This window comes from Paraburkholderia sp. BR10954 (assembly GCF_040965775.1).
GTDB lineage: Bacteria > Pseudomonadota > Gammaproteobacteria > Burkholderiales > Burkholderiaceae > Paraburkholderia > Paraburkholderia youngii.
Window position 1 is genome coordinate 1 of record NZ_JBFRCK010000009.1, and the last position, 26,461, is coordinate 26,461.

The 26,461-nt window shown below is 62.6% G+C and carries 20 protein-coding genes; 15 read left to right on the top strand and 5 right to left on the bottom strand.

Annotated features, from left to right (window positions below):
- Positions 1-240: 240 nt before the first annotated feature.
- Positions 241-522, top strand: a complete 282-nt coding sequence (locus tag AB4Y34_RS15190; RefSeq protein ID WP_176126488.1) for a XapX domain-containing protein — start codon at positions 241-243, stop codon at positions 520-522.
- Positions 523-639: 117 nt separating this feature from the next.
- Here AB4Y34_RS15190 and katG read toward each other — a convergent pair whose 3' ends face one another.
- The 3 genes from katG to AB4Y34_RS15205 all read right to left on the bottom strand — a co-directional run bounded on the left by katG (position 640) and on the right by AB4Y34_RS15205 (position 4,635).
- Complete coding sequence (gene katG / locus AB4Y34_RS15195) at positions 640-2,832, bottom strand: catalase/peroxidase HPI (protein WP_368716481.1); 2,193 nt, start codon at positions 2,830-2,832, stop codon at positions 640-642.
- 106 nt (positions 2,833-2,938) lie between these two features.
- A complete protein-coding gene (locus AB4Y34_RS15200; protein WP_368716482.1) occupies positions 2,939-3,334 on the bottom strand; it encodes a hypothetical protein in 396 nt (131 codons plus the stop codon).
- A gap of 305 nt (positions 3,335-3,639) precedes the next feature.
- Positions 3,640-4,635, bottom strand: a complete 996-nt coding sequence (locus AB4Y34_RS15205) for an alpha/beta fold hydrolase (RefSeq protein ID WP_176383728.1) — start codon at positions 4,633-4,635, stop codon at positions 3,640-3,642.
- A 500-nt stretch (positions 4,636-5,135) separates the two neighbouring features.
- On the opposite strand from AB4Y34_RS15205, the gene AB4Y34_RS15210 reads away from it, so the two are divergent.
- Both AB4Y34_RS15210 and AB4Y34_RS15215 read left to right on the top strand, forming a co-directional pair.
- The gene (locus AB4Y34_RS15210; protein ID WP_368716483.1) at positions 5,136-6,716 is read left to right on the top strand and encodes a cation:proton antiporter; all 1,581 of its coding nucleotides are present in this window, start codon (positions 5,136-5,138) and stop codon (positions 6,714-6,716) included.
- A gap of 41 nt (positions 6,717-6,757) precedes the next feature.
- Positions 6,758-7,642 carry a pirin family protein gene (locus AB4Y34_RS15215; RefSeq protein ID WP_176383723.1) on the top strand — a complete coding sequence of 295 codons (885 nt, stop codon included), beginning with the start codon at positions 6,758-6,760 and terminating at the stop codon, positions 7,640-7,642.
- A gap of 52 nt (positions 7,643-7,694) precedes the next feature.
- Here AB4Y34_RS15215 and AB4Y34_RS15220 read toward each other — a convergent pair whose 3' ends face one another.
- Together AB4Y34_RS15220 and AB4Y34_RS15225 are read right to left on the bottom strand one after the other, a co-directional pair.
- A complete protein-coding gene (locus tag AB4Y34_RS15220; protein ID WP_368716484.1) occupies positions 7,695-9,401 on the bottom strand; it encodes an FAD-dependent oxidoreductase in 1,707 nt (568 codons plus the stop codon).
- Positions 9,402-9,756: 355 nt separating this feature from the next.
- Entirely contained in the window at positions 9,757-10,659 is a 903-nt protein-coding gene (locus tag AB4Y34_RS15225; RefSeq protein WP_368716485.1) for a LysR substrate-binding domain-containing protein, read from the bottom strand.
- 254 nt (positions 10,660-10,913) lie between these two features.
- On the opposite strand from AB4Y34_RS15225, the gene AB4Y34_RS15230 reads away from it, so the two are divergent.
- The 12 genes from AB4Y34_RS15230 (at position 10,914) to folD (ending at position 26,450) form a co-directional block, all read left to right on the top strand.
- A complete protein-coding gene (locus AB4Y34_RS15230) occupies positions 10,914-13,508 on the top strand; it encodes a winged helix-turn-helix domain-containing protein (protein WP_368716486.1) in 2,595 nt (864 codons plus the stop codon).
- A gap of 398 nt (positions 13,509-13,906) precedes the next feature.
- Positions 13,907-14,551 (top strand): XRE family transcriptional regulator, encoded by a 645-nt coding sequence (locus tag AB4Y34_RS15235; protein ID WP_176383717.1) that lies wholly within the window; start codon positions 13,907-13,909, stop codon positions 14,549-14,551.
- A gap of 490 nt (positions 14,552-15,041) precedes the next feature.
- Complete coding sequence (purU, locus tag AB4Y34_RS15240) at positions 15,042-15,893, top strand: formyltetrahydrofolate deformylase (protein WP_368716600.1); 852 nt, start codon at positions 15,042-15,044, stop codon at positions 15,891-15,893.
- Between the two features lie 128 nt (positions 15,894-16,021).
- Positions 16,022-17,209: an FAD-dependent oxidoreductase gene (locus AB4Y34_RS15245; protein ID WP_255208991.1), complete on the top strand. Its 1,188-nt coding sequence runs from the start codon at positions 16,022-16,024 to the stop codon at positions 17,207-17,209.
- A gap of 14 nt (positions 17,210-17,223) precedes the next feature.
- Positions 17,224-17,481, top strand: a complete 258-nt coding sequence (locus tag AB4Y34_RS15250; protein ID WP_176110953.1) for a sarcosine oxidase subunit delta — start codon at positions 17,224-17,226, stop codon at positions 17,479-17,481.
- On the top strand, positions 17,482-20,445 hold the full coding sequence (locus AB4Y34_RS15255) for a glycine cleavage T C-terminal barrel domain-containing protein (protein WP_368716487.1): 2,964 nt from the start codon (positions 17,482-17,484) through the stop codon (positions 20,443-20,445).
- Positions 20,442-21,116, top strand: a complete 675-nt coding sequence (locus tag AB4Y34_RS15260) for a hypothetical protein (protein WP_368716488.1) — start codon at positions 20,442-20,444, stop codon at positions 21,114-21,116. The genes AB4Y34_RS15255 and AB4Y34_RS15260 overlap by 4 nt, the downstream gene beginning before the upstream one ends.
- Positions 21,117-21,197: 81 nt before the next feature.
- Positions 21,198-22,526 carry a type III glutamate--ammonia ligase gene (glnT, locus tag AB4Y34_RS15265; protein ID WP_176383709.1) on the top strand — a complete coding sequence of 443 codons (1,329 nt, stop codon included), beginning with the start codon at positions 21,198-21,200 and terminating at the stop codon, positions 22,524-22,526.
- Positions 22,527-22,576: 50 nt separating this feature from the next.
- Positions 22,577-23,485, top strand: coding sequence for an amidophosphoribosyltransferase (locus tag AB4Y34_RS15270; RefSeq protein WP_368716489.1), 909 nt, complete (start codon positions 22,577-22,579; stop codon positions 23,483-23,485).
- Positions 23,473-24,171, top strand: a complete 699-nt coding sequence (locus AB4Y34_RS15275; RefSeq protein ID WP_368716490.1) for a protein glxC — start codon at positions 23,473-23,475, stop codon at positions 24,169-24,171. Before AB4Y34_RS15270 ends, AB4Y34_RS15275 begins: the two co-directional genes overlap by 13 nt.
- 15 nt (positions 24,172-24,186) lie before the next feature.
- The gene (locus AB4Y34_RS15280; RefSeq protein WP_368716491.1) at positions 24,187-25,554 is read left to right on the top strand and encodes an FMN-binding glutamate synthase family protein; all 1,368 of its coding nucleotides are present in this window, start codon (positions 24,187-24,189) and stop codon (positions 25,552-25,554) included.
- Positions 25,551-26,450 (top strand): bifunctional methylenetetrahydrofolate dehydrogenase/methenyltetrahydrofolate cyclohydrolase FolD, encoded by a 900-nt coding sequence (folD, locus tag AB4Y34_RS15285; RefSeq protein WP_368716492.1) that lies wholly within the window; start codon positions 25,551-25,553, stop codon positions 26,448-26,450. The genes AB4Y34_RS15280 and folD overlap by 4 nt, the downstream gene beginning before the upstream one ends.
- Positions 26,451-26,461 lie beyond the last annotated feature (11 nt).

A 26,461-nucleotide genomic window follows, 5' to 3' on the forward strand; every position in this document is an offset into this window, starting at 1 on the left:
CATCCAGACCTCGACAGAATTTGCAGGAAACTACCCATAATCTGCCAGGTTCCTGCAAATGCATCAACAACTTTCCGCTTCAAACCCTTGCTGCAAAAGGCTCTCCGGATTGTTCAGGTTCGACTAATTAATCTTAAAAACGCTTAATTGGGATTTTCTTAATGCAGAGTAGCCGGTAGTCTTTTCACGAATTCGCTGGTAAATCCTGTAATGGGACAGGTCTTTAATGAGACTCGCACTATGAAACCGTATATCTTTTCCATGTTGGCCGGCATCCTTGCCGGGGTCGTCTACGGTGTGATCGGCGTGCAGTCGCCGGCGCCACCCACCATTGCGCTGATGGGCCTGCTAGGCATGCTTGCCGGTGAGCAGATACTTCCGCTCGCGCGCAGGGTACTGTCCGGTTCCAGGTTGGGTGCCGCATGGCGCGAGGCGAAATGCAGCCAGCACATGTTCGGCTCGCTGCCGGGTGCTCACGGCTCCAACGCAGCCGCAAAGGACCCGCAGTCATCCTCATTCTGATCGGCATCTCTCGGGCATCAGCCTCAAATGCCCGAGAGAACCCCTGGGTTACCTCGCCCGATCCCTCAAGTCACGCGCTGACGACATACGTCGTTCGTCGCGTGACCCTTGCCGCCTTCACGCGAGCTCGAAACGGTCGAGGTTCGTCACCTTGACCCACGCGGCCACGAAGTCGCGCACCAATTTCTGTTCGCCGTCCGCGCTCGCATAGACCTCGCTCAGCGCGCGCAACACCGAGTGCGCACCGAAGATCAGGTCGACGCGCGTGCCGGTCCACTTGAGCTTGCCGGTGTTGCGGTCGCGGCCCTCGAACACGTCCTTCGCCGCCGAGACCGGCTGCCATTCGGTGCTCATGTCGAGGAGGTTGCGAAAGAAGTCGTTGGTGAGCGTTTCGGGACGCTCTGTGAAGACACCGTGCGCGTCCCGGCCCGTGTGGACGTTGAGCACGCGCAGGCCGCCAATCAACGCAGTCATCTCCGGCGCGCTCAGCGTGAGCAGCTGAGCCTTGTCGACGAGCAGCGCCTCGGCGGACACGGGGAACTCGCCCTTGAGGAAGTTACGGAAGCCGTCGGCGGCCGGTTCGAGCATGTTGATCGATTCAATGTCCGTCTGTTCCGCCGACGCATCCGTGCGGCCCGGCGAGAACGGCACCGTAACGGCGTGCCCGGCTCGCTTCGCGGCCTCCTCGATGCCCGCGCCGCCCGCGAGCACGATCAGGTCGGCGAGCGAAATCTGCTTGCCGTCCGACTGCGCGCTGTTGAACCCGGCCTGAATGTCCGCCAGTGTGCCGAGCACCCGCGCGAGTTGCGCGGGTTCGTTCGCGGGCCAGTCCTTCTGCGGCGCGAGACGGATGCGCGCGCCGTTCGCGCCGCCGCGCTTGTCGGAGCCGCGGAAAGTCGAAGCCGAAGCCCACGCTGTCTGCACCAGTTCGGCGACCGATAGCCCCGAAGCGAGAATCGTCTGCTTGAGCACCGCCACGTCTTTCTCGCTCACGAGCGGATGATCGAGAGCCGGAATCGGGTCTTGCCAGATCAGTTCCTCGGCCGGCACGTCCGGGCCGAGGTAGCGGGCTCGCGGACCCATGTCGCGGTGCGTGAGCTTGAACCACGCGCGCCCGAAGGCATCGGCGAACGCCTCGGGGTCCTCGATGAAGCGGCGCGAGATCTGCTCGTAGGCCGGATCGAAGCGCAGCGCGAGGTCGGTGGTGAGCATCGTCGGCCTGATCTTCTTCGCAGCATCGTGCGCGTGAGGAATCGTTTCTTCAGCGTTTTTCGCGACCCATTGATGCGCGCCAGCGGGGCTCTGCGTCAACTCCCAATCGTAGCCGAACAGATTGCAAAAGAAGCCCATGCTCCACTGCGTCGGCGTGCTCGTCCAGGTGACCTCGAGGCCACTCGTAATGGTGTCGGCGCCCTTGCCGCTGCCGAAGCTGTTTTTCCAGCCGAGGCCCAAGTTCTCGAGATCCGCCGATTCGGGCTCCGGCCCGACGTTGCTGACCGGACCCGCGCCGTGCGTTTTACCGAAGGTGTGGCCGCCCGCGATCAGCGCGACGGTTTCTTCGTCGTTCATCGCCATGCGCGCGAAGGTTTCGCGAATGTCGTGCGCGGCCGCAATCGGGTCGGGCTTGCCATCCGGGCCCTCGGGATTCACGTAGATCAGACCCATCTGCACCGCGGCAAGCGGATATTCCAGGTTGCGGCCGTTGTCGGCCGCCGCCGTGCCGTAGCGCTTATCGCCGCCGAGCCACGTCTTCTCGTTGCCCCAGTAGACATCCTGATCCGGCTCCCACGTGTCCTCGCGGCCACCCGCGAAGCCAAAGGTCTTGAAGCCCATCGTTTCGAGCGCGACGTTACCAGTCAGAATCAGCAGGTCGGCCCAGGAGATTTTCTGCCCATATTTCTGCTTGATCGGCCACAGCAGGCGACGCGCCTTGTCGAGGCTCGCGTTATCGGGCCAGCTGTTGAGCGGCGCAAAACGCTGTTGCCCGCGGCCGCTGCCCCCGCGTCCGTCGAACGCCCGGTACGTGCCAGCGCTGTGCCACGCCATGCGAACGAAAAGCGGACCGTAGTGGCCGAAGTCAGCGGGCCACCATTCCTGCGAGTCGGTCATTAGCGCGGCGAGGTCTTGCTTCACCGCGGCGAGATCGAGGCTCCTGAACGCTTCGGCGTAGTTGAAATCCGGGTCGAGCGGATTGGACTTGCGCGAATGCTGGCTCAGCAGGTCGAGCCGCAGCTGTTTCGGCCACCAGTCACGGTTGGTCGTACCGCCGCCGGCGGTGTGATTGAACGGACACGTTGCTTTACTTGTCATGATTGTTCTTGATCTGTGTGATTGATTCCAGCGCCACCTGCACTCACATGCCCAACGATGCCCCGGACTCCCGTCGTGCACGCGGCATGCACCCAGCCTCGCCGCTTCACCTAAGCTGCGGCAAACTCGAACCGATCGTCTTCACAGTGGTCTTGCCGCGGCGGAGCAGCTTGACCTGAGACTGCGCGATGTCACTCCATGTCTGCTCCGCTCGACGCACGGCGCAATCGAACGACTCGTCTTCCACCGTGCAGCGACCGTCTACAGTAATCAGCCATCCCTTGCGCGTACGCGTGCAACTCACGCGCCCGTCTTCCATGAGGTCGGCGTACCAGCGCCAGACACGCGCATCGTCAGCGTTCGCGCGAACGGCGGCAGCCAGACGCGTGATCTCGAGGCTATGCGGGTGCGAGCCTTGCAGTTTCAAACCCATTTCATTCCCTTTTCGAAGCCACTCAAAACCGGGCGCCAGGCGCAAAAGGCCTGTTTCGCGTTCGTTCAAAACGCGAAGCGACTACAGCCGGGAGCGCCCCAAGCAAACCGTTCAGGTCCGACGCGGGCACGTTACTGCGCCATGCCAAGCCGTGCGCGTGCCGGCGTATGCCGGACAGGGTCGCGCGCGGCAGTGCGCGCGTGAACCGCAGCGGGGCGAACTCACGCATGCCCCGCCGCACAGCGGAGCATGGTGGCCGCGATTGGCATCGAGCTTAGGCGGCGCGCGGCTGATGGTCCTTGTGACAGGCCGAAGAGTTCCGAACGGACGCGCGTTGCCTCGCAAGCGTGTCACGCAGATCTCGTCGTGGCGCCTCAGGACTTGAGGAACTCGAGCAGGTCGGCATTGACCTGATCGACGTGCGTGCTGCACATGCCGTGCGGCGCGCCTTTGTAGACCTTGAGCGTCGCGTTCTTGACGATCTTCGCCGAGAGCTTCGCCGAATCGTCGATCGGCACGATCTGGTCGTCGTCGCCGTGCAGAATCAGAGTGGGCACACTGATCTTCTTGAGGTCGTCGGTGTAGTCGACTTCAGAGAACTGCTTGATGCACTCGTACTGGCCTTTGATCGAACCGGCCATGCCCTGGCGCCAGAAGTCCTGCACGAGGCCCTGCGAGACTTTTGCGTCGGGGCGGTTGAAGCCGTAGAACGGTGTGGTTAGGTCCAGATAGAACTGCGAGCGGTTCGCCGCCACGCCGGCGCGGATGTTGTCGAACACCGACATCGGCAGACCGTTCGGATTGTTCGCGGACTTGACCATTTGCGGCGGCACTGCGCCGATCAGCACGGCCTTCGCCACGCGCTTTTCGCCATGGCGGCCGATGTAATGCGCGACCTCGCCTCCGCCCGTGGAATGGCCCACGAGCATCGCGCCCTTCACGTCGAGCGCGTCGAGCACAGCGGCGAGATCGTCGGCGTAGGTGTTCATGTCGTTGCCCTCGGACGGCTGGCCCGAGCGGCCATGGCCGCGACGGTCGTGCGCGATCACCCGGTAGCCCTGGTTCACCAGGAAGAGCATCTGCGCGTCCCACGCGTCAGCCGAGAGCGGCCAGCCGTGCGAGAAGACGACCGGCACGCCGGTGCCCCAGTCCTTGAAGAAGATTTGCGTGCCGTCCTTCGCGCTCACGTAGTTGCCGCCGTGATGATGCGAGGTGCCGTGCGTATGCACCGAGCCGCCCGTCACGGACGCCGCTGCATTCGCGGACAGGCTCGACATGGCGGCCACGGCGCCGGCCATGCCCGCACCTGCCGAAAGCAGCCTGCGGCGCGATGCCGAAGGTCTGGTCGAATCGATTTGCTGCGTGTTCATGCTGGATCTCCGTCGTTGCATCGCCGCGCGCGGGCGTGGCGACGACCTTGCGTGTTGAGTTGGACAGCGATGCGGCGACCAGCGAGAACTTGCTGAATAGCGCCACATGCCGGCTGGCACTCTAATAACGCAAGCGGCCGAAGTCCTTGGCGCAAACTAAAAAGTCCTGAAATGAAGCCGTCATTCCTTTTGCGCCCAAAGAGACCTAAAAGCTTTGCGCTACGATTCGGCGCCGTCTTCGCGCTTACGCACGTCCCCAAGCTCGATCGAACGGATATGCGGCATGTGCCAGAGATTAAATGTTCTCAATCCGACTCTTGGTGATCCAGACAAACCTATACTCTTTCCGCGAACCTTTTCGCGTAGTTCCTGCTCCTGTCATGCCACGCTCACCAGCCAAGACTCGCATCATGAGACTGTCCATCCTTTCGCTGTTCGCCGGTGTTCTCGCCGGCATCGTCCACGGTGTGATCGATGTGCCATCCCCGGGGCTCTAGCGGATGAACAACGTCGAGTTTTTTCATTACCTGCTGCTGTTGATCTGCGGCGCGGGCGCCCTGACCTGGCTCGCGGAGCGCATCGCGATCCCGCCTGCCGTCGTTCTGCTGCTCGGCGGCTGTGTGATCGCGGTCGCCGGCAGGCGCGTACCGGACGTGGACCCGAACCTGCTGCTCGCGGCCGTGCTGCCGCCGCTGCTGATGTCGAGTTCGTTCTATACGGCGTGGAAGGAATTTCAACGCGGCATCGGCACGATCGTTTCGCTCGTTCTCGGGGCCGTGACGTTCACCACCGTCGCGGTCGCTGTCGCCGTGCATGCCTTCAACCCGAACCTGCCGTGGGCGGCGTGCTTCACGCTCGGTGCGATCGTCTCGCCGCCCGACGCGGTCGCCGCCAAGGCGATCCTTCAGCGCCACCCGCTGCCCGCCAGGCTCGTGGCGGTGCTGGAAGGCGAAAGCCTCGTGAACGACGCGTCGGGCCTGCTGCTCTATCAGATGGCGGTCTCGGCAGCTCTAGCCGCGACGATTACCGTCACGAGCGGAACCGTGCTGTTCTTCACGCTTACGCTGATCGGCGTCGCGGTCGGTATCGTGTGCGGCCAGGCCATGTGTTGGGTGTTGCCGCGTCTGCGCGATCCGATGCTCGGCATCGTCGTGACCTTCGTGATGGCGTGGGCCAGCTACGGTATCGCCGAGGCCGTCGGCGGATCGGGTGTGCTGTCCGTCGTGACTTGCGGTCTCGTGCTCGGCATCCGCCAGCATCGGGTATTCGACGCCGGTATGCGCATAAAAGCCAAGGCGACCTGGGAAGCGGTCGTGTTCGTGCTCGAGGCGCTGGTGTTCATCCTGATCGGCCTCACACTGCATGCGCTGCTGTCACGGGTGAATCACGAATCGGGCGTGTTGACGGCCGGGCTGCGTGTCGCGTTGCCGGCAACTGCCGCAGCCATCGTTGCGCGCCTCGCATGGGTGTTCGCTGCGATCTGGCTGCCCGACCAGTTGCGCACGAAACGCTCGGGTCGCCAGCCGTGGACCTTCAAGGAAGCGGTCGTGCTCGGCTGGGCGGGTATGCGCGGCGTCGTCAGTCTGGCGGCCGCGATCGCGCTGCCCGCTAATTTCCCTGGCCGCGACCTCATCGTTTTCAGCACATTTCTGCTGATCATCGCGACGCTTGTGGTGCAGGGCGGCAGTCTCGCGCCGCTGATCCGGCTGCTGAAACTGCGCCCGACGGCCTGTCACACCATGTCCGAGCACGAGGCTCGCGCCCGTACGTTCGGCGCCTCGCTGGCCGCGCTCGAGGAAATCGACCACCGTTCGTCCGGCATCGAACGCGCGACCTTCGAACGGCTGCTCGCCGAATACCGGATTCGCGTCACCGCGAACGAAAGCGCATACCAGTCGGGTGCGGACCGAATCGAACACCGTGCGCATTTCCTGCGTGTCGAACTCGAACTCGTCGGCGTGTCGCGCGAGGCCTTGCTCGGCCTGCACCGCGACGGCAAGGTGGACGACGCGGTCCTGCATCGCATCGAATCCGAGCTTGATTTCGAGGAACTGCGGCTGTTGCGGCTGCTCGAACCGTAACGGCTCGCGTCCACGTCGGCCCTTAACGAAAGGTATTCATCATGCCCGCTACGATCAAGGCTCTGCTCACGCCGCGCGAAAGCGACATCGGCAACCTGATCGTGCGTCGCGTGCTTCCCGCACGTGCCGCGCGCCTCATCGGTCCATTCATTTTCTTCGACCATATGGGCCCGGCAGTGCTGCCCGCTGGCCACGGCGTGGATGTGCTTCCGCATCCGCATATCGGCCTCGCGACCGTCACGTACCTGTTCGAAGGCTCGTTCATGCATCACGACAGCCTCGGCTGCCGGCAGAAAATCGTACCCGGCGACGTGAACTGGATGACGGCCGGGCGCGGCATCGTCCATTCAGAACGCACGCCGCTCGAGGACCGGCCGATTGCTCAGGCCATCCACGGCATTCAGACCTGGGTCGCGCTGCCGCTCGAACACGAAGACGTCGCGCCCGCGTTCATTCATCACCCGGCCAATACGCTGCCGACGTTCACGCGCGACGGGGCCACCGTACACGTGATCGCAGGCACAGCTTTCGGCAAGACCTCGCCGGTCGAAGTGTTTTCACCCACGCTCTACGTCCACGCCGAATTCGCGGCTGCCGGCCGCCTCGCACTCGATGCCGAGCACGAGGAGCGCGGCGTCTATCTCGTCGATGGAGATCTGAGCATCGATGGGACGCCGTTGTCTCCTGCAACGATGGCCGTGCTGGAGCCGCGTGCAACGGCCGAACTCGCCAGCGCGCATGGCGCGCGCGTGATGCTCGTCGGCGGCGCGCACCTGCCGGGCGAACGCTTAATCGAGTGGAATTTCGTGTCCGCTTCGCGCGAGAAGATTGTGGCTGCGAGGCAAGCCTGGGCTGCGCAGACCTTCGGCAAAGTGCCTGGCGAAGAGCATGAGTGGACACCCCAGCCCGAGCGTGGCGCACATTGAGCAGGGGCTGGGAAGCGACTGCGTTTTCCGCGTAACGCCACTCGTTGCGGCCTCAAGCAGCCTTGACGCGCGCCTGTTCTCGGCTGAGCCACTGATGAATCTGGGTGACAACCGCTGCGCCGTCTCCTACCGCTGCGGCCACCCGCTTCGGCGCGCCTGAACGAACGTCGCCGATGGCGAAGAGCCCCGGCACATTCGTCTCGAGCGGGAGGCGCCGAGTGCCTGCGCTCGCATCGGACGATCCCGTTTCGACAAAGCCGCGCTCGTCCAGCCGAACGCCCAACGATGTCAACCAGTCCGTTTTTGGATCCGCGCCGATGAACAGGAAAAGATGCCGCGCCTCTATGAGCTCGCTGCCCTTGTCGTGATGAAAGACGCGAATTCGCTCAAGACCGCCGTCGCTCGCTTCCAGTGATTCGAGCGTGCATTTTGCGCAAATCGACACGTTTGGCAGAGCGCCGAGCCGGTCTATCAGGTAGCGAGACATGGTCGCTTCGAGACCATGTCCACGTATCAGAACGCGGATGCTTTTGGCAAAGTTGGCGAGAAAGACGACAGCCTGCCCAGCCGAATTACCCCCACCAATCAGCACAACGTCTTTCCCGCTGACGAGACGCGCCTCGATGGGCGACGCCCAATAGTAGATCCCTCTGCCCTCGAAGCGTTCAAAGCCCGTCACCGAAGGCTTTCGATACACCGCTCCGCTCGCGACCACGACTGTCCGCGCACGAACGCACTGTCGATCGGAAAGCGCGAGCATGAAGTTGCCCGCCGCGCCCTCGACCCGATCGACCGCAGTGGGAATGGCCACGTGAACACCAAATTTCAATGCCTGCTGAAACGCGCGCGCTGCAAGGGCTTGCCCTGATATGCCAGTCGGAAAGCCAAGATAGTTCTCGATACGTGCGCTCGCACCGGCCTGACCACCTGGCGCGCGTCGATCGAAAACGACGACCGAAAGGCCTTCCGAGGCTGCGTAAACGGCCGCCGCGAGGCCCGCCGGACCCGCGCCGATGATTGCGATGTCGTAACGCTGCGACGCACTGAACGTCGGCACGAGGCCGAGCCGGGTGGCGAGTTCGACTTCGTCGGGCGCCCTTAGGACCGACCCGTCCGGGCAGAAAACAAGCGGAAAATCCTCAGCCTTCGAGGTGAGGCCGGCAAGCAGTTGCACGGCGTCCGAATCCTTGTGTGCATCGATCACCGCAGCCGGATAGGCATTGCGCCGCAAAAAGCCTTGCAGGCGGACCACCCTCGCGTCGTCACCCTTGCCGACGATAATCGGACCGAGCCCCTGCTCGATGAGCCCGAGACGCCTCAGGATCAACGCGCGCATGATGTGCTCGCCCAACTGGGCGTCCGCGATGATCAGCGCCCGCAACTGCTCCGAGTTCAGGACGAGTGTCTCGCAGTCAGTCATGGCAATCGCGTCCACCAGCGACGGTTTGCCGGTGAGTTGCGCCATTTCGGCCATGAAATGGCCGTCATGATGGTCTGTCACGACCGTGGTACGTCCTTGCGGTTCGCACGAATAGATCCGGACACTCCCGTGCAGCAAGACGAATAGCCCTTCGGCAACGCGCCCCGTCCGGAAAATCGAATCGCCAGCCTTGAACGCCTTGGGGCGGCCATAGCGGCTCGCACTACGGATCTCCGCATCAGAAAGACGCGGAAACATTTGGTGCTGCCGATACTCAAGGGACGAAAATGGAGGTTCAGCGTCGACTGGGCCTGCGTCCGTATTACCTGCGTCGATCATATTTGCCTCGCCCGTCGACCAAGTTGAGTTAGAGGGAGGATGTTAGCGATAGGGAGCCTAAAAGTTCTTGTCGCGACGCTGAATAGTTCTGAAGAGAGCAGCAACCGTCAGCGACGCGAGCATTTGGGAAATCGCAATGAAGTCAGGAATCGGGAAGCTGGACGCAGATGTAAACGAGCTAGTCGCCCGCATTGAAGAAGCGGGCTTTCGCGACCTGCCCGTGACAGCGGGCGCACGCTGCGGCAGTTCGCGATCTGGCCGATATTCACCGCGATCCGTTTGAGCGGTTACCGGTTGCGCAGGCCATTACCGAGCCATTGCGGCTGCTAACCGCCTGAAGGTCACGCGGGCCTCATTAGCATTCGAATGCCGAACCGCGCACTGACTCCACCAGATAATCGACGAACGACCCGATGCGCGACGAAATCGCAGTATTGCGGTAGTACACCGCGTTGATCGGCTGCCGGAAATCCAGCGTCTGGCGAGGCAGAATCTGCACCAGCGCCCCTTCGCGACGGTCGCGCGCCGTCATGAAGTCGGACAGACACACAATGCCAGCACCCGCAAGGGCCAACTGCCGAAGCGTCTCGCCACTCGAGGAGTGAACGGCGGGCGAAATGCGGTAAGGCTCATTGTCGGGCCCGAGGATGGGCCAGACATTCAACCCTTCTGGTTTAGTGAACCCCAGCAGTGAAAGTTTCCTTAGATCCTCCACCCGCCTCGGCTGGCCATGCGCGTCCAGGTATTCCGGGCTCGCGAGAATGCGCATACGGCTGCTGCCCACCGGTCTGCTGTGCAGGGTCGAGTCCTTCAACTGGCCGATCCGGATGGCAACATCGGTGCGATGCTCGAGCAGATCGATGATCCCTTCGTTGCTATTGAGCTCCAGTTCCACTTGCGGATAGCGAGTTCGATAACCCGGCACGTTCGGCACGATGACGTGCAGCATGAATGGCGTTGCTGCGTCGACACGCAAGCGCCCCGACGGTCGCTCGCGGCGGGTTGCCATCTGCTCCTCCGCGTTCTCCAGAAGCGAAATAATCGCCCTCGCGTCGCGGAGAAACGCTTGTCCTTCTTCCGTCAATTCCAGCCGGCGTGTCGTCCGGCGCAACAACGTCGTCCCGAGCTTGTCTTCGAGCCGCGCCAACGTTCGGCTCGTTGCCGAAATGGTTAGATTGAGCTGATTCGCGGCTGCCGTGATGGATCCCGTGTCCACCACGGAAACGAATGCCTCTAACTCATCGAACGTACTCTTCATACTTGCTTTCGGAACCAAATCGAGTCGTTTTTGAACAGGTTTAGGGTCGAGATTCTGACACGCCGACCGCCAATATTTGATCTTTTTTCAAATATCTTTCTCGCGAGCCGCAGTTTTTCGCCAGGATATAAATGGGTAGAATCGCGCCGTCGATCCAGGAGGCCAGTCCGCGACCGAAGCCACGGGGATAGAGCGATTCTAATCACCCGCGTGTATCCGACTTTGCAGGGATTGGATTTGCCGGACAGCTTGTTTTGACCGCAACGGATAATCGTATCGTTGACCCGCATGGTGCTTTGATGGTTACCCGGTATAGCCTGACTTTCGGCCCGTTCCGCATCGATTTCCCGCAGCGTGTCCTCACCAGAAATGGTGACGAAGTCCGCATCGGCAGTCGTGCGCTCGATATTCTTATCGCGCTGGCCGAGCACGGTGGCGAACTGGTCTCGGCTCGTCAACTGCGCGACCAGGTCTGGAAAGAAAGCGTGGTCGACGATGGCGCGCTTCGTGTGCACGTTTCCACCCTTCGGAAAGCGCTGAGCGATGGACAATCGGAAAGCCGGTACATCGTGAACGACAATGGACGCGGCTATCGGCTCGCGGTGCCGGTCCATTCCACGAGGGCTCCGCGAGTCACCGCCCCCGCGCCGACTGCGCCGACCAGTACCCGCGATGAAAGTGCGCGAGCGTTGCCCGTGACCCTCGCCCGGGTCATCGGCCGGGAGGATGTCATTGACGGCCTGACCGATCAGCTTCCCGAGCGCAGGCTATTGACCATCGCCGGTCCCGGCGGCATCGGCAAAACCACGGTCGCCGTGGCTATCGCGCATCGCTTTTCCGGGCGTACCGGTATCCGCGCACTATTCGTCAACTTCGCCCCCGTTTCCGACAAGGCGAGCGTCGCCAGTACCGTGGCGTCGACGCTCGGCGTCGCCGTATTCAGCGGCAATCCAGTCCCCGACCTGATTGCCTCACTGGGCGACACCCCAATACTCCTGGTGCTCGACAATTGTGAGCATGTCGTCGAGGCGGTTGCCCAGGTCGCGGAACAATTGCTGCAAGGCGCGTCAGGCGTGCACCTTCTGGTAACAAGTCGGGAGCCGTTGCGCGCGGATGGCGAGTCGGTGCATCGGCTTTCGGCCCTGCCGTTTCCCGACGTCGGTGCGCGGATCGGCATCGAGGCGGCCGGAAGCTATCCAGCCATCTCGTTGTTTCACGACCGCGCAAAGGCTGCCGACGACGCCTTTCAGTTCACGGTTTCGAACATCGGCGCCGTGGCCGACATTTGCCGACGCCTGGACGGAATTCCTTTGGCGATCGAATTTGCCGCGGCGCGCGTCGCGCACATGGACGTGCGTGCGATCGCCGCGCGCCTGGACGACCGCTTTGCGCTGCTCACACAAGGGCGCCGAACCGCACTGCCGCGGCATCAGACGTTGAAAGCGACGTTTGACTGGAGCTACGAGCTGTTGGACCCGCGTGAGCAGCACGTCCTGCGCCGGCTGTCGGTGATGCGCTCTTCGTTTGGCATGCGTGAAGCCGTTGCGGTGGCACGCTGCGGTCAGATTGACGAAATGGCGGTATTTGACGCAATCAGCGGCCTTATCGGCAAGTCGCTTGTAGCACGTGATATCGGTGACGCCGACAACCCCTATCGGCTTCTCGATACGACGCGCCAATACGCACACCTTCGATTGCTGGAAGCCGGCGAAGCGAACGCGACCAGGCGCCTCCATACCATACATTGCTGCGAGACCTTCGCGGACTTGGGCGCCGCCTGGGACGGCAAGGCGCAACCCCAATGGCTGGCCCAGCTCAGCAAGCGAATTGACGATATCCGCGCGGCGTTCGAGTGGGCCTCCCATCAGGAAGGCGATCCGGAGCTCGAAATCGATCTCGTTATCGCCACGGCGCCGCTTTGGCTCCATCTGTCGCTGCCGCACGAGTTCCTCAGCATGGCCGAGCATGCCATTGCAGCGGTTGAGCGCTCCGAGCAGGCCGGCAGCACGCGGCACGCCGAACTGCTGGTGGCCTACGGACACTCGCTCTGGCATACGCGTGGGCCAACCATCGAAATGGCACGCGCTTTTGAACGTGCCTACGCGTTGAGCCGACGACTGGGTGACGAGGCGTTGGAATTCCGCATTCTGTGGGGTGTATTTGCACATCGGCTTGTTACAGGTCGATACCTGGAAGGTCTCGCACTGGCCGAGGCGATGCAGGCGTTTGCGGATCGGTCCGCAGACTTGACGCTCAATCAGATGTCGGGCCGCAATCTCGCCTATGCATACCATTACCTCGGCGATCAGGCGAAAGCGCGTACGCTGATCGAGAGGGTCATAGCCCTAGAAGCTGGCCCCACGCGGGAAAATCTTGCAAAGGCGAACGATGCGCAGATGGATGGCCGGATCGCGAGCATGACGGTGTACATGCGAATTCTCTGGCTGCAAGGTGAGACTGAGCGCGCTGTCAGGTTGGCAAGGGACTGTGCCGAACTCGTCGCTTCGATCGGGCACGACCTGTCGATCGTCTACGGCCTCGCCCTCGGTTCAATACCCATCATGATCTGGGCAGGCGAGCATGACTCCGCCCGGCAGCTCACGCGCATGCTTCGCGAGTGCACGAGCCGGCGCGGATTGGCGCATTGGGACGTCTACGGCGAAGGATTCGAGAACATCCTTGGCGGCAAGCCGGTAGCCCTTTCCCGAGCAACCGTTCCGCAACTGGAAGCGTTTGCCAGCGCCGGGTGCAAAGTCTCCATGAATGCGCTGATTCTGGCGGATCGCGTTGCAGAGCCGTGCTGGGTGAGCGAGACGCTTCATGAACACGCGCGCTCAAGCGTGCAATGACCCGCACCTTGCACGGATGGGACTCGCGGCGGCGCCTGAGGCGGGCGCGCTGCCGGGTTTGCACTAACTAACCGGTCCGGACGCGTCGCTTACGACTGCGGAGGTGCGCATGTGCCGTCAAGCCGACCGACCAAAGCCATCGCTTGAACGTCTGCCTTATGGAGAGCTTTACATAAGGCCGACGACTTGCCGGCCGATATTCCGCGCGAATGGCCGTTCCAGTTTGCAACCGGCCATAGACCTCGCGTTGGGTCTGTCCCGCGGCTGACATCGCACGTCGATAGCCAGACGGAAAGAACTCGTCCTTCCTTCACCAGCCGCTGGTACTATGCGAGTGCGGGCCGTTACGCATGGGTCTCCGCATCCGGTCGTCGATAAGTCACGTGTAGAGCCGAGCGATGAAAAGCGAAAAAGATTCCGAGTTGTTTGCCAGTGAGTCTGATGAGACTGGCGACGGGAGGTCTATCGAGGCATTCCTTGGGAAGGTCGTCAAGGAGCACCGGACGAATCAGGGACTGACGATTGCCGACCTCGCGGAGCAAAGCGGTCTGTCGCGCAGCATGGTGTCGAAGATCGAGAACGGGCAGGTGTCGACCAGCCTGGACTCTATCGTGAGCCTTGCGCGCGCACTGGGCATATCGATTTCCACGCTATTCAAGAACTTCGAGCATCGCCAGGGGAATGCGCAGCACGTGAAGTCGGGTACTGGAATGGAGGTAGTGCGGCGCGGTACCACCAAAGGTCACACGTATCATCTGCTCGCCTATGACCAGGGGCCCGTCAAGCTGTTCGAACCATTCCTCATCACGCTGGACGACGAAGCCGAGGTATTTCCGACTTTCGAACACCCCGGCACCGAGTTCATCTATATGCTGCAGGGAAAAATGGAATATCGCCATGGTAATCGCAGTTATCTGCTGCAGCCCGGCGACGCACTGACCTTTCAAGGGTCGGTTGCGCATGGCCCCGAACGCCTAATCAAATTGCCCATCCGCTTCATTACCGTCATCATGTACGGGCACTCGCCCGACGCGAGTGAATAGCATTTCACCTGCGTTCTGGCATCACGAACTTCCACAAACTGGCGCGCTGGCGGGACAACTGCCTTTCGCGCGCTACGGCATCAACTAGCGCACGGTCGAACTGACAGCGATTGAGCGCTGCGTCGACCGAGCGCACATCGACAAGTTCGACGCCTCGCGCAAATCCGCACCTGATGGTGGGGGGTGCGCATTCGTCCCGCTTTTCGCATTCACGCTATTCAAAAGGGAAGCTTTCGACCGATAGGTGTCGCGAGCATAGATGCACCTCGGCCTCCGGATGGGGATTGCAGAGCATTTTTGGGGTAAACGAGAGCGATTTTCTGAGCGTTGGGATTACATGCATCGCGATACTCCTCCATGGGTAGAAAAGTCGTACGGGTGTTTCCTGACGAGAAAAAAAGTTGATTCACGTTGACGGTGGCGTTTTATCTGGCTACTGTTGTGCTCAACGACTCCCCACTTCGGTTCGATGCGCACCATGTCCTCCACCATGCACCGCTTCACGCTGACCCTCTCGTGTCCCGACCGCATCGGGATCGTCTCTGCTGTAAGCACGTTCCTTGCCGAACATCACGCGTGGATCATCGAGGCCACTCATCACGCGGACGAGATCGAAAAGCGCTTTTTCATGCGTCATGAGATTGCCGCGGAGTCGCTGCCATTCGGCATCAACGCGTTTCGCGAGCGCTTTGCCAACATCGCTCGCGAGTATGCGATGGACTGGAAGATCTCCGACAACTCGGTCAAGAAGCGGGTAGTGATACTCGTATCGAAGCTCGAGCACTGTCTTTACGATCTGCTCGCGCGCTGGAAGGCGGGTGAGCTGGACATCGAGATTCCGTGCGTGATCTCGAATCACGAGACGTGGCGCAGCTTCGTCGAGTGGCACGGCATTCCGTTCCACTACGTGCCCGTCACCCCCGACAACAAGGCACAGGCGTACCACGAAGTCCAGCGCCTGTTCGACGATGCGCGCGCCGACACGATGGTGCTCGCGCGCTACATGCAGGTTCTGTCTCCGACCCTGTGCTCGGCCTATCCGGGGCGAATCATCAACATCCATCACTCGTTCCTGCCGAGCTTCGTGGGCGCCAAGCCTTATCACCAGGCATACGGGCGCGGCGTGAAGCTCACGGGTGCCACCTGTCACTACGTGACGGAAGAACTGGACCAGGGGCCGATCATCGAGCAGGACGTGATTCGCGTGCGTCATTCAGACCGGCCAGACGATCTCGTGAGGCTAGGCCGCGATATCGAAAAGGCCGTACTGGCGCGGGGCTTACGCTATCACCTCGAGGATCGTGTGCTGATCCACGGCAACAAGACCATCGTCCTGCGGTAGTTGCGCGGTCATCTTTGGTTTGTCCAGGTCGCAGAGCCGCCCCCTCGCGGGGGCAACACAAAGGAGTGTGTGTTATGCCATGGCGTCTTGTCCGCTTCGCTCTCTCGAAGAAACACCCCGAACCGAGGATGTTCACCAGACACGACACGTTGCGTCGTTCATATGACGTGGTGATCATCGGCGCTGGAGGCCACGGTCTTGCGTCGGCGTACTACCTTGCGAAGGAGCACGGCATTACGAATGTGGCAGTGCTGGAAAAGGGGTATATCGGTGGAGGTAATACCGGGCGTAACACCACGATCATCCGCTCGAACTATCTGACGCCCGAAGGGGTGAAGTTCTACGACGAGTCCGTGAAACTTTGGCAGGACCTCTCCCAGGACTTCGACCTCAACCTGTTTTATTCGACGCGCGGTCACTACACGCTTGCCCATACGGATTCTGCGATGCGCACGATGCGCTGGCGCGCGGAAGTCAACAAACACTACGGGGTGGATTCGGAAGTCGTCGGGCCGAACGAAATCAAGAAAGCCGCACCGATGATCGATATTTCATGCGGGGGTGTCGCGCCGATCATGGGAGCGCTGTATCACGCGCCAGGCGCCGTTGCACGGCATGATGCGGTGGCTTGGGGTTACGGGCGCGGGGCGGATCAGCGAGGCGTCGAGATTCATCAGCAAACCGAGGTGCTCGGCATCGACGTGGTGGGGGGCAAGGTCAAAGGGGTGAAGACCTCGCGCGGCTACATCTCGACGAACAAGGTGCTGTGCGCCGTCGCGGGCTCGACCCCTCGCATGACGGACATGGTAGGCGTGCGCACGCCCATCTTCATCCACCCGCTTCAGGCGATGGTGAGCGAGCCGCTCAAGCCCTGGCTCGATCCGATCCTCGTGTCCGGCAGCCTGCATGTCTACATCAGCCAGTCGGCACGCGGAGAACTCGTGATGGGTGCGTCGCTCGATCCGTACGAACTGCATTCGACCCGCTCCACGCTGGATTTCGTGGAAGGCCTCACTGCCCACATGCTCGAAATGTTCCCGTTCCTGTCGCAGGCGAAGGTGATGCGGCAATGGGCGGGGATGGCCGACATGACGCCTGACTTTGCGCCAATCATGGGCAAGACTCCCGTAGAGGGCTTCTACCTCGATGCGGGATGGGGCACCTGGGGTTTCAAGGCCACACCCGTATGCGGCAAGACGATGTCGTACACGGTGGCGAACGACACCAGCCACCCGCTGATCGAGGGTTTCTCGCTTGACCGGTTCCGCCGCTTCTCGCTGACGGGCGAAAAGGGTGCGGCATCCGTTGGCCACTGACCTGGAGAATGACGATGAAGATCATGACCTGTCCGGTGAATGGTGCGCGCCCGATGTCGGAGTTTACGTACTGGGGCGAGATACGGCCGATGCCAGATCCGCTGGTCGCGGACGATGCGCAATGGGCCGACTACGTGTTCTGCCGCAACGGCGCTGCGGGCGTGAAGCAGGAGTGGTGGTGCCACACCTCGAGCAACACGTGGTTCATTGCCGAGCGCGATACTGCGAAAGATCTCGTGCTACGTACTTACCTTGCCGGCGCGGAGGCCTGAATGCGTCTCACACCTCATCGCGGCGAATGGATCACACGCAATACGCACATCGGCTTCTCGTACGAAGGCAAGCACTATAGCGGCCTTTCAGGCGATACGATCACGAGCGCACTGTGGGCATCCGGCGTGCACGTGCTCGGCCGCAGCTTCAAATACCACCGGCCGCGCGGCGTGCTTTCGCTCGCCAATCACGATGTCAACGTGATGCTTCAGGACGGCGCGAGATTGAATGTGCGCGCAGATGTGACGGCCCTGACGCAGGGCAACTGGCATTCGGTCAACACGTTCGGCGGCGTGGACGCGGATCGAGGGCGCGTCATTGGCAAGCTCGCCGCGTTCCTCCCCGTCGGCTTCTACTACAAGGCGTTCCACAGCAAGCGCTGGTTTCCGCGTTGGGAACGCATGTTTCGCGCGATGACGGGCCTTGGTACCGTCGACTTCAACGCGCCGCATATTCGCACACCGAAACGCTATGGCTTCTGTGACGTCCTCGTGATCGGCGCGGGTCCGTCGGGTCTTTCGGCGGCGCTCGCTGCGGCTCAACAGGGCGCCGACGTCGTCATCGTCGACGAGAACGCGCGCATCGGCGGCAGCGGCGGCTATCAACTGGGTGGCGACGAGAAGCGATTCGAGCGGACCCGCGAGCTGGAGACGGCGGCGCTTGGACACCCGCGCATCCGCGTGATGACGGAAACGCTCGCGGCGGCGTATTACGCCGACCTGTGGGTGCCTCTCGTGGAGCCGACGCGCATTACGAAGATGCGTGCGAAAGCGGTGATCGTCGCGAGCGGTGCATTCGAGCAGCCGGCAGTGTTTCGCAACAACGACCTGCCTGGTGTGATGCTGGCTTCGGCGGCGCAGCGACTCGCGTATCGCTACAGCGTCGCGCCCGGGAAACGGGCCGTGGTGCTCACGGCCAACGCCGATGGCTATCGCGCGGCGCTGGACATGCTCGCTCGCGGCATCCCGGTCGCTGCGGTCGTGGACCTGCGCGCATCGCACAAATGCCAGGAGCTCGAACGCGTTCTGAGAGCGAAGGGTGTCGACGTGCTGATGTCGAGCTGTGTCGTCGAGGCCGTGCCGGACGCCAAGGGCAGCCAGTTGACGGGCGTACGCGTCGGCGCGTTTTCGGCGGAAGAGGGTTTGCGCGCCTCGACGGTCGCGACGCGCCTGATCGAATGCGACACGTTGCTCATGAGCGTGGGCTGGGCGCCCGCCGCGAACCTTCTGTACCAGGCCAACACGAAGATGCGCTTCGACCATGACGTCGAGCAGTTCGTGCCGGAGCAGTTGCCGCCCGGTGTCTTCGCGTGCGGCCGTGTCAATGGCGTCTATACGTTCGAGAGCAAGCTGCTGGACGGCGCGCGCGCCGGCATTCAGGCGGCGGCGCACAGCGGCTTCTGCGATGTGAAGACGGCGAGCGCGACCCGGTCGCGTCTCGCGGAGCAGGAATCGCCTTCTCATCCCTGGCCGATCGTGGGCCATGATTCCGGCAAGAACTTCGTGGATTTCGACGAGGACCTGCAACTGAAGGACTTCGCGAATGCGGTTCAGGAGGGTTTCGACAACATCGAACTGTTGAAGCGCTTCTCGACCAACGGCATGGGGCCGAGCCAGGGCAAGCACTCGAACATGAACGGCCTGCGCATCCTTGCGCGGCTCACCGGCAAGAAGCCGCAGGAAGTCGGCACTACTACGGCGCGGCCGTTCTTCCATCCGGTGCCGATGTCGCATCTTGCCGGCCGTGGTTTCAATCCCGAGCGGCGCACGCCGCTGCACGCGCAGCATCAGTCGCTCAATGCAGTCTGGATGGCGGCAGGGGTCTGGCAGCGGCCGGAGTACTACGCGGTCCCGGGCAAGGCGCGCGGGACATGCATCGAGGAAGAGGCGCTCGCGGTGCGCAATGGCGTGGGCGTCATCGACGTGGGCACGCTCGGCAAGATCGAGGTGCGCGGGCCGCAGGCCGCCGAGTTTCTGGAACGCGTGTACGTGTCGAAGTACGCAGGCCTGAAGCCGGGCATGACGCGCTATGCGGTCATGTGCGACGAATCGGGTGTGGTGATCGACGACGGGGTGATCGCGCGTCTCGCGGATGATCACTTCTACTTCACGACGACGACCTCAGGCGCTGCCGCCATCTATCGCGAGCTGTCGCGGCTCAACACCATCTGGCAACTCGATTGCGGCATCGTCAACGTCACGGGCGGGTTCGCGGCGGTCAATCTCGCCGGTCCGGCGTCGCGTGCGGTGCTGGCCAAGCTCGTCGATCTCGATCTGTCGTCCGCCGCGTTTCCGTATCTCGGTGTGCGCGTGACGGGCATCGCGCTCGATCAGCATCGCGTGCCAGCACGGCTCATGCGGGTCGGCTTCGTCGGCGAATGGGGCTACGAAATCCACATTCCCGCCGAGTACGGCGCGGCGCTTTGGCGCACGCTTCTCGAAGCCGGCAAGGAACACGCCATTCGTGCATTCGGTGTCGAAGCTCAGCGTCTGTTGCGGCTGGAGAAGGGCCACGTGATCGTCAGCCAGGACACCGATGGTCTGACGACGCCGCGCGACGCGGGCATGGAATGGGCCGTGAAGATGGACAAGCCGTTTTTCGTCGGCAAGCGCAGCCTGCAGATCATCGACAGGGCGCCGGCCAAACAGCGCCTCGTCGGCTTTGCTTTGGACGCGGGTCAACGCGAAACGGAGCTGCGCGAGTGTCATCTCGTGATCGATCGCGGCGAGATTGCGGGGCGCGTGACGAGCGTCGCATGGAGCGCAACCCTGAAAAAGACGATCGGTCTCGCGTTCGTGCGGCCGGACCAGGCCGAGCCCGGCACGCGCATCAGCTTCCGTTTGACGGATGGCCGGATGGTTCCCGCAACGGTCGTTTCCACACCGTTCTACGACCCGGAGAACGAACGTCAGAAGGACAGCGTCACGACCGAAACCGCTTCGCCGAAAAAGGAGACCGCATGAACGCGCCACTTCGAATGAGCCCGGTCAGCGATGCACGCAAGCCGGCGAGCCTGAGATGGAGCGTGCGCGACGACATGCGCGTCGTCGAGCAGATCGATGACGTAGACAGCGCACGGGCGCAGACGCTCGGGATTGCCGACGTTTCGTACCTTGCCCGCACCGGCTTCAAGGGCAATGGCGTGGCCGCCTGGCTACAGGCACAGGGCATTCCCGTGCCGGCGCAGCCCAATAGCTGGGCGCCGCTCGCTGCCGGTGGCGTGGTGTTGCGGCTGGGCCTCGCCGAGTATCTGATGGAAGACGGGCTCATTCAAGGCAGCTCGGCGCGGATGTCGCATCTCGACACGCCCGTGCACGTGTATCCCGTGTTGCATCAGGATGTCGCGCTCGTGCTGTGCGGCGAAGCGGTGCACGAGTTGTTGCTGCAAACCTGCAATGTCAACTTCGGCGCGCTCGATCTGGCGGCCCGGCCAGTCGTGCTGACCTCGATGGCGGGAGTCGCCGTCACCGTCATGCCAGGCGCCCGGGCAGGCAGGCCTTACTACCGGATCTGGGCCGACGGAACGTACGGGCTGTATCTGTGGGAAACCTTCTCGGGCATCGCTGCCGAGCTTGGCGGCGGCCCGGTCGGGATCGCCGCGATTACGGATATCGATCAGTCGCCGCCCCGGTAGTGAGCACGTGGTCGACGCGGGCGCGAACACGGGCCAGCGTTCTCCGAAACCCCTGGACTTATTACGTTTGAGGACATTCACATGACCCCCGAATTCGCCCGCAAGTTTCTAGCAGAGAACGAGGTAAAGTACATCCTCGCCCAGTTCGTCGACATCCACGGAGTGGCGAAGACGAAGTCCGTGCCCGCCGCTCACCTGGACAGCATTCTGACGGCAGGCGCCGGTTTCGCAGGCTTCGCAGTATGGGGGCTCGGTATCGATCCGCAGGGGCCTGACTTCATGGCCGTCGGCGACATCGACACGTTGCAACTCGTGCCATGGCAGCCGGGCTACGCCCGCATCGTGTGCGATGGGCATGTCAAGCGCGAACCCTGGCCGTTCGAAAGCCGCGTGACGCTCAAGAGGCAGGTGCGGCGTCTCGAAGAACAGGGCTGGATTTTGAACACGGGCCTCGAGCCCGAGTTCTCCCTGCTGCGCAAGGGCCCCGACGGCGCGATCGTGCCGTGCGATCACACCGACGCGTTGCCCAAACCCTGCTATGACTACAAGGGGCTCTCGCGCTCGCGCGAGTTCCTCGAACGCCTGACGGATGCGCTCATCAAGGCAGGCATCGATGTCTATCAGATCGACCACGAAGACGCCAACGGCCAGTTCGAGATCAACTACACGTACACGGATTGCCTGAAGTCCTGCGATCACTACGTATTCTTCAAGATGGCGGCCGCGGAGATCGCCAACGAACTCGGCCTGATCTGTTCGTTCATGCCGAAGCCCTTCGCGAACCGGCCCGGCAACGGCATGCATATGCACATGTCGATTTCGGACGGAAAGAAAAACCTCTTCGCCGACGACCACGACGAGAACGGTCTTGGCCTTTCGAAGCTCGCGTATCACTGGACGGCGGGCATTCTCAAGCATGCCGCGGCGCTCACGGCGATCTGCGCCCCGACGGTCAATTCATACAAGCGTCTTGTCGTGGGCCGTTCCTTGACCGGCGCGACATGGGCACCCGCCTACGTGAGCTATGGCGACAACAATCGTTCGTCGATGGTGCGTATTCCGGGCGGCCGGATCGAACTGCGCCTGCCCGACGCCGCCTGCAACGCATATCTCGCGACTGCCGCCGTGATCGCGGCCGGGCTCGATGGCGTCGAGAACCGTCTGGAGCCAGGCAAGCCGTGCAATGCCAATCTCTATGAAATGTCCCCGCAGGAACTCAATGAGCACGGCATCAGCATCCTGCCGCAGAACCTCTCGGCCGCGTTGCATGCGCTAGAGCACGATGAAGTGATGCTCGAAGCGCTGGGGCCGGCGGGCGGGGAATTCCTGCGTCTGAAGAACATGGAATGGATCGAGTACATGCGCCATGTGTCGGACTGGGAACAGAAGACGTACCTCGAATTTTTCTGACCAAAACCAGGACAGTTTGTCGATTTGAATGTGATCGCGAGGAGAAAACGATGTGCGGAATTGTGGGACTACTTGTTAAAAAGCCCGAGCTGCGGGGCCGGCTCGGAGAATTGATGGTGCCGATGTTGCTGGGCATGACGGAGCGGGGGCCCGATTCGGCAGGGTTGGCCGTGTTCACGGAGCCCATTGCGGATGGCGTGCGCAAGATCAGCCTCTACTCGGGCCTCACCGATGAGGGCGCCGACTTCAACTGGCAGGGGCTCGCGCATGAGTTGAACGAGCATCTCGGCGCGAAGGCATCGGTGCATGCGAAGGACAATCACGCGATCCTGAGCGTCGCCATCGATCCCGAGACGGTCAAGCACTGGATCCGCGAAACACATCCCCGGCTGCATGTGCTGTCGACCGGCCGCATGATCGACCTGTACAAGGACACGGGCACGCCCGGCATGGTCGCAGACCGCTACGCATTCAGCGGGCTGACGGGCACGCATCTGGTCGGCCATACGCGTATGGCGACGGAGTCCGCCGTGACGCCCGATCGGGCACACCCGTTCACGGCTGGCGAAGACTTTTGCCTCGTGCACAACGGCTCGCTGTCGAACCCCAACGGCGTGCGGCGCATGCTCGAACCGCATGGCATTCGCTTCGACACGGACAACGACACGGAAGCGGCATGCCGTTTTCTCGAATACCGGCTGCGTGAGGGCGACGATCTCGAAACCGCCTTGCAAAAGGGCTTCGAGCAGCTCGACGGTTTCTACACGTTCCTGATGGGCACGCCGGACAAGCTCGCACTGATCCGCGATCCGTTCGCGTGCAAGCCGGCCGTCGTGGCCGAGACGGACGACTTCGTCGCCATTGCTTCGGAGTTCCGCTCGCTCGCGCACCTTCCCGACATCAAGCACGCGCGTGTTTTCGAACCGGCCCCAGAGGAGATGTACGTATGGACAGTGTGAACTTCGACCTGGCGTCCGCGTCGGTGACGCACGTGAATGGCTTCCTGCATCGCGAGGCCGCGCAAGCGGGCACGCGCAAGGTGTTCATCTCCAATCCCGATGGTGCGCACAACATCGCCGTGGGACTCGATTTGCCCATCGAGGTGGAGATAGACGGCCACGCGGGCTACTACGCCGCCGGCATGAACAAGGAAGCGAAAGTGACGATCTCGGGCAGCGCCAGTACGGGTGTGGCCGAGAACATGATGAGCGGGCGCGTGCACGTGAAGGGCTTCGCCTCCAATGCGGCGGGTGCATCCGCGCACGGCGGTCTGCTCGTCATCGAAGGCGATGCAGGCCTGCGTTGCGGCATCTCGCTCAAAGGGGCGGACATCGTCGTGAAGGGATCGGTCGGAAGCTTTTCGGCGTTCATGGCGCAGGCCGGCCGGATCGTGATCTGCGGCGATGCGGGTGATGCGCTGGGCGACTCGTTGTACGAGGCGGTGATCTACGTGCGCGGCAAGGTCAAGTCGCTGGGTGCGGATGCGCGTGAAGAGCCGATGCAAGGCGCCGACGTGGAAGCCGTTGCACAGCTGTTGCGCGCAGCTGGCCCAGCATTCGCCGAGTTCGACCCCAAGGAATTCAGACGCGTAGCATCGGCTCGCTCGCTGTACCACTGGAATGCCGACGCGAATCAGGAATATTGAACCAGGGACCCCGCCATGGAAATCAAGCCCGTACACATGAAACACATCGCCACTGAAGAGTCCTGGGGCTTCGACCGCAAGACGATCGACTATATCCAGAACGCCGCGGCACACGGACTGTATGAGATCCGTGGCCTGGGGGCGAAGCGGCGCGTGCCGCACTTCGACGACCTGCTGTTTCTCGGAGCATCGCTGTCGCGCTATCCGCTGGAGGGATACCGCGAGAAGTGCGTGACGAAGACTGTGCTCGGCACACGCTTCGCCAAAAAGCCGATCGAACTCGCGATTCCCATCACGGTTGCGGGCATGAGTTTCGGTGCGCTGTCGGCCAATGTGAAGGAGTCGCTCGGCCGCGCGGCCACGGAGATGGGCACCTCGACGACGACCGGCGACGGCGGTATGACACAAGAAGAGCGGATGTCGTCGAAAACGCTCGTCTATCAGTGCCTGCCGTCGCGCTATGGCTTCAATCCCGACGACGTGCGCAAGGCGGACGCCATCGAGGTCGTGATCGGACAAGGCGCGAAGCCGGGTGGCGGCGGCATGCTGCTCGGCCAGAAGATCTCGCCGCGTGTCGCGAAGATGCGCACGCTGCCCGAGGGTATCGACCAGCGCTCGGCATCGCGCCATCCGGACTGGACGGGCCCCGACGATCTGCAGATCAAGATCCTCGAGCTGCGCGAAATGACGGACTGGGAGAAGCCGATCTACGTGAAGGTTGGCGCGACGCGCACGTTCAATGACGTCAAGCTTGCGGTGCATGCCGGCGCGGACGTGATCGTCGTCGACGGCATGCAGGGCGGTACGGCTGCCACGCAAACCTGCTTCATCGAAAACGTCGGCATTCCGACGCTTGCTGCCCTGCGCCAAGCCGTCGACGCGCTCGAAGACCTCAACATGAAGGGGCAGGTGCAGCTCATCATCTCCGGGGGCATCCGCAGCGGCGCCGACATTGCGAAGGCACTGGCGATGGGGGCCGACGCAGTCGCGATCGGTCAGGGGGTGCTGGTGTCGCTCGGCTGCAATAGCGCTTCGTACGTCGAGGACGGCCACCATGTCAACGCGCTCGACGACTATGCGCGACTCGGCACGGCGCCTGGTTTCTGCCACCATTGCCACACGGGCAAGTGTCCCGTGGGCATCACGACGCAGGACGCCGTGTTGCAGGAGCGGCTGAAACCCGATGTCGGCGCGAAGCGCCTGAAGAACTATCTGAAGACGCTGAACATGGAGCTGACGACGATCGCGCGAGCCTGCGGCAAGCAGAACGTGCACCACCTGGAGCTGGAGGACCTCGTGGCGCTCACGGTCGAAGCAGCGGCGATGGCCCGTGTGCCGCTTGCCGGGACCAACTGGATCCCCGGCGTGAACGGCGCACGATGACGGCGCAACTGATCGACGGCCGCCACCTCGCGCGACGTCTGCGCACGCGCTTTCGCGAGCGCGTGGCGGCCTTGTCCGTGCGAGGTGTCGTGCCCGGTCTCGCGGTGGTGCTGGTCGGCGACAACGCCGCGTCCGAGCTGTACGTGGCGAACAAGGTGAAGGCGTGCGCGGACTGCGGTGTACGCTCGTTCATGCATCGCTTTCCCGCGAACTGCCGCGAGGCGGAACTGCTCGACCGGATTGCCGCCCTCAACGTCGAGCGCAGCACGCACGGCATTCTCGTGCAACTGCCGTTGCCGCCGCAGATCAACGTGCGGCGCGTTCTGGAAGGCATCGTGGTCGACAAGGACGTCGACGGTTTTCATCTGTACAACGTCGGCGCGCTGGTGGTGGGCAACTCGATCTTTCCGCCTTGCACGCCGTATGGGGTCCAGCTTCTGCTCGAGACGACGGGCATCGACGTGGCGGGGAAAAACGTCGTGGTAGTAGGCGCGAGCAATATCGTCGGCAAGCCGATGGCGCTGATGTTGCTGCAGAAGGAAGCGACGGTCACCGTTTGCCACGTGAAGACGCGGGACCTCGCACAGCACACGATACACGCCGATATTCTCGTCGTTGCGGCGGGCAAGCCCGGGCTCATCAAGGCCGAAATGGTCAAGGAGGGTGCGATCGTCATCGACGTCGGGATCAACCGGATGCAGGACGGGCGCATCGTCGGCGATGTGGACTTCGAGCCCGTGCGCGAGCGGGCGGCATGGATCACGCCGGTGCCGGGCGGCGTGGGTCCGATGACGGTCACGATGCTGATCGAGAACACGCTGCGCTCCGCCGAACGGTTTGCGGACGGGGGTGCGTTTCACCCGCCGCAGCCGTTCTGGCAGGTGCCGGCAAGTTAGGCGGCAAAGTA

What these genes read in the sequence shown, in the direction of transcription:
- AB4Y34_RS15190 (WP_176126488.1), top strand. Translation starts at nt 241, where the DNA reads ATGAAACCGTATATCTTTTCCATGTTGGCCGGCATCCTTGCCGGGGTC.
- katG (WP_368716481.1), bottom strand. Translation starts at nt 2,832, where the DNA reads ATGACAAGTAAAGCAACGTGTCCGTTCAATCACACCGCCGGCGGCGGT.
- AB4Y34_RS15205 (WP_176383728.1), bottom strand. Translation starts at nt 4,635, where the DNA reads ATGAACACGCAGCAAATCGATTCGACCAGACCTTCGGCATCGCGCCGC.
- AB4Y34_RS15210 (WP_368716483.1), top strand. Translation starts at nt 5,136, where the DNA reads ATGAACAACGTCGAGTTTTTTCATTACCTGCTGCTGTTGATCTGCGGC.
- AB4Y34_RS15215 (WP_176383723.1), top strand. Translation starts at nt 6,758, where the DNA reads ATGCCCGCTACGATCAAGGCTCTGCTCACGCCGCGCGAAAGCGACATC.
- AB4Y34_RS15220 (WP_368716484.1), bottom strand. Translation starts at nt 9,401, where the DNA reads ATGATCGACGCAGGTAATACGGACGCAGGCCCAGTCGACGCTGAACCT.
- AB4Y34_RS15225 (WP_368716485.1), bottom strand. Translation starts at nt 10,659, where the DNA reads ATGAAGAGTACGTTCGATGAGTTAGAGGCATTCGTTTCCGTGGTGGAC.
- AB4Y34_RS15235 (WP_176383717.1), top strand. Translation starts at nt 13,907, where the DNA reads ATGAAAAGCGAAAAAGATTCCGAGTTGTTTGCCAGTGAGTCTGATGAG.
- purU (WP_368716600.1), top strand. Translation starts at nt 15,042, where the DNA reads ATGCACCGCTTCACGCTGACCCTCTCGTGTCCCGACCGCATCGGGATC.
- AB4Y34_RS15245 (WP_255208991.1), top strand. Translation starts at nt 16,022, where the DNA reads ATGTTCACCAGACACGACACGTTGCGTCGTTCATATGACGTGGTGATC.
- AB4Y34_RS15250 (WP_176110953.1), top strand. Translation starts at nt 17,224, where the DNA reads ATGAAGATCATGACCTGTCCGGTGAATGGTGCGCGCCCGATGTCGGAG.
- AB4Y34_RS15255 (WP_368716487.1), top strand. Translation starts at nt 17,482, where the DNA reads ATGCGTCTCACACCTCATCGCGGCGAATGGATCACACGCAATACGCAC.
- AB4Y34_RS15260 (WP_368716488.1), top strand. Translation starts at nt 20,442, where the DNA reads ATGAACGCGCCACTTCGAATGAGCCCGGTCAGCGATGCACGCAAGCCG.
- glnT (WP_176383709.1), top strand. Translation starts at nt 21,198, where the DNA reads ATGACCCCCGAATTCGCCCGCAAGTTTCTAGCAGAGAACGAGGTAAAG.
- AB4Y34_RS15270 (WP_368716489.1), top strand. Translation starts at nt 22,577, where the DNA reads ATGTGCGGAATTGTGGGACTACTTGTTAAAAAGCCCGAGCTGCGGGGC.
- AB4Y34_RS15275 (WP_368716490.1), top strand. Translation starts at nt 23,473, where the DNA reads ATGGACAGTGTGAACTTCGACCTGGCGTCCGCGTCGGTGACGCACGTG.
- AB4Y34_RS15280 (WP_368716491.1), top strand. Translation starts at nt 24,187, where the DNA reads ATGGAAATCAAGCCCGTACACATGAAACACATCGCCACTGAAGAGTCC.
- folD (WP_368716492.1), top strand. Translation starts at nt 25,551, where the DNA reads ATGACGGCGCAACTGATCGACGGCCGCCACCTCGCGCGACGTCTGCGC.